Annotated in this window: 4 protein-coding genes; all 4 read left to right on the top strand. The window is 60.0% G+C overall.

The genetic code is table 11. The features are described from left to right. Window positions 1–966 precede the first annotated feature (966 nt). Complete coding sequence (locus BQ17_RS05750) at window positions 967–1749, top strand: L,D-transpeptidase family protein (protein WP_218068122.1); 783 nt, start codon at window positions 967–969, stop codon at window positions 1747–1749. 553 nt (window positions 1750–2302) lie between these two features. After that, window positions 2303–3661: a UDP-N-acetylmuramate:L-alanyl-gamma-D-glutamyl-meso-diaminopimelate ligase gene (mpl, locus tag BQ17_RS05745; RefSeq protein WP_089725106.1), complete on the top strand. Its 1359-nt coding sequence runs from the start codon at window positions 2303–2305 to the stop codon at window positions 3659–3661. Continuing rightward, the gene (locus tag BQ17_RS05740) at window positions 3661–4293 is read left to right on the top strand and encodes a flavin prenyltransferase UbiX (RefSeq protein ID WP_089725104.1); all 633 of its coding nucleotides are present in this window, start codon (window positions 3661–3663) and stop codon (window positions 4291–4293) included. Before mpl ends, BQ17_RS05740 begins: the two co-directional genes overlap by 1 nt. A gap of 85 nt (window positions 4294–4378) precedes the next feature. Further along, window positions 4379–5125 carry a cytochrome c biogenesis protein CcsA gene (gene ccsA, locus BQ17_RS05735; protein WP_439645647.1) on the top strand — a complete coding sequence of 249 codons (747 nt, stop codon included), beginning with the start codon at window positions 4379–4381 and terminating at the stop codon, window positions 5123–5125. Window positions 5126–5234: the final 109 nt, after the last annotated feature.

Genomic DNA, 5234 nt, shown 5'->3' with positions numbered 1-5234 from the left:
CAGCTGGTGATGGGGTCCGTAAGCCGTCTGAAAGACGGCGGTCCCAGCCGGCCCGGGACCGCCGACATCTTGTCGGCTCCCGGGACCGCCGACATCTTGTCGGCCCCTGGGATCGCCGACATCTTGTCGGCTCCCGGGACTACCGATATTTCGTTGGTCCTTCCAGCTATCGGGTAAAACCTGAATGCCGAGTTGCCGGTCCAAATGGTCATCAGTCAGGCTTAGAGACTGTCTGAAAAAGGACCATAGGCCGTAGCCTGGGTTGCGGCCAGGGACGGCCAAAACCCAGCAACAACCAAGGCTGGGGTTCGTTCCTCACCCCAGCCTACCGATTTAAAATCAATGGGTTGGTTTTTAGACAGCCGCTTAGGCAGACCGGGAAATCCAAACCCCCTGGTTAATTCCGGATTACACCGATTGAGCCGGTTGCTGAGTTAGGTCGTGTTGACATCTACAAGGTCCGCCCGGCGGACTCTCCAGTCAACCAAATGGTGAGCTGTCAAGTTACACTACTGCATGTCATCTCGACCACAATGCCGTCGCGCTCACGCCGTCGTGTCCGCTCCCGCGGACTCAGCTCTTCTGTGCTGATAGGCGTTGGGCTGATCAGCGTTGGCGGTTAGCCTAATCGACGCTGGAGCGTCGGGATCTGCTCCCACGCTGGAGCGTGGGGAGCCAGCCGAACCCGGTGGTTACCTCTAGCACCGCGGATTCCGGCAGATACCGGAAACAGGTTGCCGCCGCACTCCACAACGTCCGGTAGCGATCTTCCATAATCGTTAGCAGTCCGGAATCCATAAAGAGCCTTGCTTTTAACCGGACAGCTTTTCGGATTACATCGATTGCGGGGTTGAAAAACGAAAGAATCTGCGAAAATCTGTGTAATCTGCGGATAAAGGATGTCGTTCGACCAAACAACATCCGAAAATGCGCGATCCCAAGCACCCGATACCAGGACCTACCGCCTTGCGAACCTTTTTGTTTGCGATCCTGTTGCTCGCCGTCGGAATCCTCATCGGAGTCGTGGGGAAAAATGAGGTACGCTGGGTCTTGGCGAATATCCTATCCTCATATCGAGCCACGTTTCATCCGCACGAGTCGTTCACCGACCGAGCGCTGACGACTCCGCAGCTCGATGAGCTGCTTACCGCCAAGGGAGTAACCAGGGGAACTCCCGTCTTTATCCGCATCTTCAAGGCGGAACGGGAATTAGAGCTCTGGATGGGGAGAGCCGAGCGTTTCACGCTGGTAAAAACCTACCCGATCTGCGCCTTTTCCGGCATGCTGGGACCCAAGCTCAAGGAGGGAGACCGTCAGAGCCCGGAAGGCTTTTATCAGGTCGGTCGGGGCGCGCTCAACCCCAATAGCGCCTATCACCTCTCCTTCAATCTCGGGTTTCCGAACGCCTATGACCGTGCTCACCAACGCACCGGCTCCTATCTGATGGTCCATGGCGACTGCGTCTCCATCGGCTGTTACGCTATGACGAACTCCGGCATCGAAGAGCTCTACGGGCTCGTGCGGGCCGCCCTGCGTAACGGACAGCGGCAGGTACAGGTGCATGCCTTTCCCTTCCGGATGAGTGCCGCGAACATCGATCGTTACAGCAACCACGAATGGATCGATTTCTGGCGCAATCTCAAACAGGGTTATGATGTATTCGAGGCTACCTTAAGGCCACCAGGGGTGCGGGTGTCCGGGAAGCGTTATGTCTTCGATCCGCCGCCGCTTTCTATGGCCGGCAACTAGGGGCTGTTGACATAACGTCGTGCCAACCGCTAATAGGACAAGATTAACAGGATTTCCAGGATTAACAGGATATTATAATTGTCATTTAAGAAAAATAATCCTGTTAATCCTGTCAATCCTGTACCATTAGGAGACAAGCCAAGAAGTTGGGGTTTACTCCTTATTGAATGTCAACACGCCCTAGTACCTAGTCCAGATGCTCTCAACTACCGATAACATCGAGCCGGCAGTATTTTCATGGAAGCGTTATCAGCAAATCAACGCGAATGAATCAAAAATCGTTAACGATGCTGAGCCGATTGCGACCGATCTGTGTCGATTCGCATTCACTGGCGGTAACCAGCGGAGCCGCCGAAATTCAGATTGAGTATAGGAAAAATGATCCGGTAGCCGCGACTTATCCACGGATGATGCGGATTCCCACAGCTTGAAAACGAAACAATCTGCGAGAATCTGCGTAATCTGCGGACAGACAACGAGAATGTGACCTGTTGCGATCGATTGGCGTCGATTCGCGTTCATTTGCGGACGAATTTTCGGTCCGGAGCTTGCGATGCATCTTCATATCCTCGGCATCTGCGGTACCTTCATGGGCGGTGTCGCCCTGTTAGCCCGCGCCCTGGGACACAGGGTCACGGGGTCGGACGCCAATGTCTATCCACCCATGAGCACCCAGCTCGAGCAGGCAGGGATCGGCCTGATGGAGGGCTTTGAGGCGTCTCATCTCCAGCCGGTACCCGATATGGTCGTCGTCGGCAACGCCATGCGGCGTGGCATCCCGGTAGTCGAGCAGATGTTGGACCAAGGGCTGCCCTATACCTCCGGACCCGAGTGGCTGCGGGAGAACCTGCTCGGGGAGCGTTGGGTACTGGCCGTGGCAGGTACTCACGGCAAGACCAGTGCCTCCGGTATGCTGGCCTGGGTGCTGGCGGACGCCGGGCTGGACCCGGGTTTCCTCATCGGGGGCGTTCCCAAAAACTTCGGTCTCTCCGCCCGGCTGGGGTCGTCGCCCTTCTTCGTGGTCGAGGCGGACGAGTACGATACCGCCTTCTTCGACAAGCGTTCCAAGTTCGTCCACTATCGCCCGCGGACCCTGGTGCTCAATAACCTGGAGTTCGACCATGCCGATATCTTCGACGACCTGGCGATGATCCAGCGCCAGTTTCACCATCTGGTACGAACCGTGCCCGGCACCGGACTCATCGTCCACCCGACCGGGGAGCCGGCCCTCGACCAGGTGCTGGAGCTGGGTTGCTGGACCCCCAGGGAGACGGTTGGGGACGGCGGTGACTGGTGGGCCCAGCCGGAGCGCCCGGACGGCTCTCGGTTGCGGGTGCTGCTGCAGGGCGAGCCGGTCGGCACCCTGGATTGGGATCAGACCGGGCGCCACAATATGCTCAACGCGTTGGTCGTCCTGGCCGCCGCAAGGCACGCGGGTGTGCCGCCGCCCCAGTCCATTGCCGCTCTCGGCCGTTTCGAGGGTATCAAGCGGCGCATGGAGCTGCGGGGCGAGCCCGGAGGCGTGCGGGTCTACGACGATTTTGCCCACCACCCGACTGCCATCGCTACCACGCTGGAGGGATTACGCAAGCGGGTCGGCACCGAGCGTATTATCGCGGTGCTCGAGCCCCGCTCGAATACCATGCGTATGGGTGTCCACAAGGCGTCGCTGGTCGCCTCCCTGGAGGCGGCGGATCTGGTATGCCTGTTCGCTCCCGCGGATCTGGGATGGGACCCGGCACCCTGGTTCGCCGGCCTTGGACGGCGAGCGACCCTCTTCACGCGCGTGGATGACATTGTCGACCAGGTCGTCGCCGAGGCCCGGCCCGGCGATCACCTGGTGGTCATGAGCAACGGCGGCTTCGGAGGGATTCATCAGCAACTGCTGGACGCACTGGCGGCGCGCGGCTGATGCAGGACCGACCGCAAACCTGGAACCGGACCATCGCGCTCGCCATCACCGGCGCCTCCGGCAGCAAGTACGGCCTGCGCCTGCTCCAGTGCCTCCTGGAGTCCGGGGCGCGTGTCTACCTGATGGTCTCCCAGGCCGGACAGGTGGTGCTCAAGCTGGAGGCGGGAATCAAGATCCCTGCGCGCCCCGCCGCTGCCGAGCGGTATCTCGCCGAGCGGTTCGCGGCCCGTCCCGGCCAGCTCCGGGTCTTCGGCCGCCGCCAGTGGACCGCACCCGTAGCCAGCGGCACTAATCCGCCGGACGCCATGGTGGTCTGCCCCTGCACGACCGGCACCCTGGCGACCATCGCCTCCGGTATGTGCCGGGAGCTCATCGACCGCGCCGCGGACGTGACCCTGAAGGAGCACCGCAAGCTGATCCTGGTGGTACGCGAGACCCCATTTTCGACCATTCACCTGGAGAACATGCTGCGTCTGTCCAGGGCAGGGGCCCTGATTATGCCGGCCAACCCCGGTTTCTACTTCGGTCCGCAGACAGTCGAAGCGCTGGTCGACTTCATGGTCGCCCGCGTGCTGGATCATTTGGAGATTTCCCACCGGCTGACGCCACGGTGGGGAAGAGATGGGGAGTGATGATTATTCGCGGGTAGTGCTTAACATCCAGTGGTCGTGTAATTCTCCCACTTGCGTCCTTTGCGCCTTTGCGGTTCAAATAAAGATGAAGCTATTCAGATTTTTCTCTCCGGCTACCTTTTACCCCTTGGCCGGCAGACTGACTCCCTGGTTCGCCGCGCTGGCCGCGGCGACCCTCCTCATCGGGCTCTACTGGGGCTTCTTCGAGACCCCGAACCGCCTCGGCGGCACCAACCCCCAAAAGGAGTACTACCGCATCATCTTCATCCATGTCCCCGCCGCTTGGATGTCCATGTGGCTCTACCTGGTAATGGCGGTCTATTCGGCCGTCGGGTTGGTCTTCAACACCCGGCTCAGCTTCATGCTGGCCCGGGCCGCCGCGCCTACCGGCGCGCTCTTCACCTTCCTGGCCCTCTGGACCGGCGCCCTCTGGGGCCATCCGAGCTGGGGCACCTGGTGGGATTGGGACCCGCGCCTGACCTCGGAGCTGATCCTCTTCTTTCTCTACATCGGGTATCTTGCCCTCCACTCAGCCATCGACGACCCGCGCCGGGCGGACCGGGCCTCCGCCCTGCTGGCCATCGTCGGTCTGGTGATGGTCCCGGTCATCTTCTGGTCCGTCAACTGCCCGGACCCCAACAAGTGCGCCGCGCTCCATCAGCGCTCCTCCATGGCGAACATGGAGCCGAACATCCTGTGGTCCATGCTTATCATGACCTTCGGTCTATGGATGTATTCTTTCGTTACCATTTTCATGCGGGTACGGAACATCATCCTGATCCGAGAGGCCGATACGACCTGGGTCAAGGAACTGGTTGCGCGGGAGCAGTGATAAAGCGCGCATTTTTCGCCCAAGATCGATTGGAGCTCAATGCCATTAAGTTAAGCGTCACCGGCGCCGTTTGTGATTGGTTGATCCCTGTTTTCGTTCGCCCTCTCCC

This window comes from Candidatus Thiosymbion oneisti (assembly GCF_900092655.1).
Taxonomy (GTDB): Bacteria; Pseudomonadota; Gammaproteobacteria; order Chromatiales; family Chromatiaceae; genus Thiosymbion; species Thiosymbion oneisti.
Note: the sequence above shows the minus strand (reverse complement) of the source record. Positions and strands in the feature narration are given on the sequence as shown.